Source organism: Streptomyces jumonjinensis (assembly GCF_009600885.1).
In the GTDB taxonomy this organism is placed as follows: domain Bacteria; phylum Actinomycetota; class Actinomycetes; order Streptomycetales; family Streptomycetaceae; genus Streptomyces; species Streptomyces jumonjinensis.
The window spans coordinates 9,698-12,458 of sequence record NZ_VCLA01000204.1 but is presented as its reverse complement, the minus strand read 5'-3'; the positions used below and the strand labels follow the sequence as shown (position 1 = coordinate 12,458).

Annotated in this window: 2 protein-coding genes and 1 pseudogene; 1 reads left to right on the top strand and 2 read right to left on the bottom strand. The window is 73.4% G+C overall.

Annotated features, from left to right (window positions below; genetic code table 11):
• On the bottom strand, positions 1-365 hold a 365-nt coding region (locus tag FF041_RS36950), incomplete at its 3' end, for a GNAT family N-acetyltransferase (protein WP_153527171.1).
• A 366-nt stretch (positions 366-731) separates the two neighbouring features.
• Here FF041_RS36950 and FF041_RS36945 point away from each other — a divergent pair.
• The gene (locus FF041_RS36945) at positions 732-1,691 is read left to right on the top strand and encodes a phosphotransferase family protein (protein WP_153527119.1); all 960 of its coding nucleotides are present in this window, start codon (positions 732-734) and stop codon (positions 1,689-1,691) included.
• Positions 1,692-1,882: 191 nt separating this feature from the next.
• Here the strand turns inward: FF041_RS36945 and FF041_RS36940 are convergent.
• Positions 1,883-2,761: pseudogene (locus tag FF041_RS36940) on the bottom strand (hypothetical protein); the annotation flags it as partial.

The window sequence follows — 2,761 nt, the reverse complement described above, 5'->3', positions numbered from 1 at the left end:
TGAGCTGCGGCATGATGATGTGCTGAATCGAGCAGGTCGCGGCCGATTCCCCGGCCTGTCCGCGCGGGGTCGACATACAGGGCGTACACCTCACCGGGAGCCTGGGCGTCCGTCTCGCCCCGATAGGATCCGAAACAAATCCAGCCGCTCACGGTGTCGCCGTGTCCGTCAACGGCGACCAGGTCCACGACCTGGTCCCGTGACGAGGCGAACCACGCTCTGCGTCGGCGGGCGTCCTCGGCGGCCGTCATCCCGTCCAGATGGGACTGGGGGATGATGCCCCGGTAAGCCGATTGCCAGCTTCTCACCCGGAGCGCGGAAACGGCGTCGATATGGGATTCATCCATCTCCCGTATATGTATCATCGTCGCACCGTATCCGATGGTCCAGTGTTCGCTCCGGGGTGAGCGGCTATTCGGAGAGCGTGCTCTCTTTCACTGTGAAGTCGCCGTGCGGAAGCGGCTGGTGGGAAGACACTCCCTAGCAGCCCGTGGGATGCCAGTCGTGGTGCTTGGAAGTGCTCCGGGTGGTCCTGCCGTCCACGGTCAGGTCGGCTGGTCGGCCGGACCGGCGGGTTCCGCGGACGGCCGAGGGCCGGGTCCCCCGGCGGTCCGTCCCCCTGCTCGCCGCTGACCCCGCCTCACCCGGAGGCGACGGCACCGGCGTTCCGCGCGGCACGGGCGCGGAAATCGGTTGTTCCGCCCTCGCGTGATCCTTTAGCGTCCCCTGCCATGACGTTCACCGGCAGTAGCGCCCCCGGTCCTCAGCAGGTGGCCGAAGAGGTCCTGCGGACGTACGGAGTAGCTCTCACCGGTGCCCGCCGCGGCCGGGGCTGGACCAACGCCACCTGGCTGACCGATGAGCTCGTCGTCCGGGTCGCACGCGAACCGGGCTCCGCCGACCTGCTGCGTGAGCGGCGGCTGGTCGGGCTTCTCCCGGCGGAGGTCGGATACCCCGAGATCATCGACGCGGGCGCTCTGCGAGGCCGCGAGTGGGTCCTGACACGGCGCGTGGCCGGGGAGAACCTGGAGGAGGTCTGGCCGTCCCTGGACCACACCGCGCGGGCGCGCGCCATCGAGCAGATGTGGGAACGGGCCGGTCATGTCCACCGCGTCGACGGAGCGGCGGCCGCACCCCATGCCCGCCCCCGCTCGCCGTTCTTCCCGACCAGCGCGGCGGAGGCGGCGGCCCGCCTCGCCCGGCTCGTCGCGGCGGGGGCGCTCACCGCCGAACAGGCCCGGGGGCTCGGCCGGGCGCTCGACCGCTTCTGGGCCGCTCTGCCCGGGGCGGCCAGGGCGCTGAACCACGGTGACTTCTGCATACCGAACGCGCTGTGGAACAACGGCGACGTCGTGGCGCTGCTCGACCTGGAGTTCGCGGTCATCGCTCCGGTCGCCATCGACCTCAACGAGGTCGTCAAAATGGCCTTCGGCCCGGAGGACGCCGACACCGGGGAACGCGCACCGCTGCGGGACGCGGTAGCCCGCATCGCCGAGTCCGCCCTGGACGCCGCGGGCGGCCCCGAGGTGCTCGTCGGCTACTCCATCATGCTGGAGATGTGGATACTGCAGACCGAATTGGCCCATGAGAAGCCCGACGAAGCCGACCGCGCCGAGGCCGCCGCGATGCTCGCGGCGTTCGCCGAGGGCGACGGCGGATACTTCGCGCCGCTTCTCGCCGGCATCCGGTAGCGGAGGCCGCTCAACAGCCCCATGAGCCGGTCATGCGACGCGGCCGGGAGGCTGAGGGCCTTCCCGGGCTGTGCGACCCACCAGTGTCATGACCCTGCTCTTCGAAATCGGCGCCATCGCGGTCGGCCCCTGGATCCCGCTGCCGCGCCGGTCCGCGCGACCGCTCCCGTCTCCCTGAGCCCCGCTGCCGGCTACCCGGCGGCGGAGCTCCTGGGGCGTTCGGGGCAGTCGTCGGCGGGGGCCCAGAAGCAGCTGGGGGAGCGGCCCCGGCAGTACGGGCAGATGCCCAGGGTGGCGGTCAGCGGCTGCCCGAAGGTCCAGCGCAGACAGGAGCGAGCGCGGAAGAGGCCGTGCTCGGAGGGCGGGTGGTGGAGGGCGGGCAGCTGGGCCCAGCGGCGTTCGGCCGTCGTGCGTCCGCTCCTCTCCAGGCCGGGGCCGGCGGGATGGAGCGCGAGCCAGCGGCTCAGCGGCTCGTTCTCCCGGCCGTCGAGGACGCCGGGCGCCCCGAGCCTGGCGGCGAGGTCCGCCAGCCACTCCCGGGGCGAGGCGGCGGGATCGCGCCGCCGCTGTTCCCATGCGTCCATCGCCTCGGCGAGCATCATCGTCTCGGGGTAGACGACGGCGGGCGCCGCGCGTCGCCGGCGGCGGGCGAAGCCGGCGGCGTCCTCGCGTTCCCGCCATCTCCCGTGGGCGACCTGGCGGTTGACCCACCACCACAGGGCGATCTGGTGCGCGTCGGCGACCAGGGCGTCTCCGGCCGGGCCCAGTCGATGGGCGAGGGCGCGGTGGCGCAGCAGGGCATGGCTCAGCTCCGGGACGGGGCCGGTGTCGAGCAGAGCGCCGCCGCCGTCGCCGCTCATCCAGCGCCGTCCGCACGGGCACGGCCGCCAGCGGTGCCCGGCCGCGACCAGCCGTGCCCCGTCCTCCATGCAGAGCGGGCACGCCGGGAGCGGGCCGGCACCCGGTTCGCCCGGCCATCGCTCCAGCCGGACGGCGGCGGCCGGGGCGTCGAGGAGCCGCGGGGCGCGGAGGCTCGGGAGCGCGCGCTCCAGCTGGTCGGCGGCACGGCC

Excerpts from the sequence above, each read along its gene's own strand:
- FF041_RS36945 (WP_153527119.1), top strand. The coding sequence starts at position 732 with ATGACGTTCACCGGCAGTAGCGCCCCCGGTCCTCAGCAGGTGGCCGAA.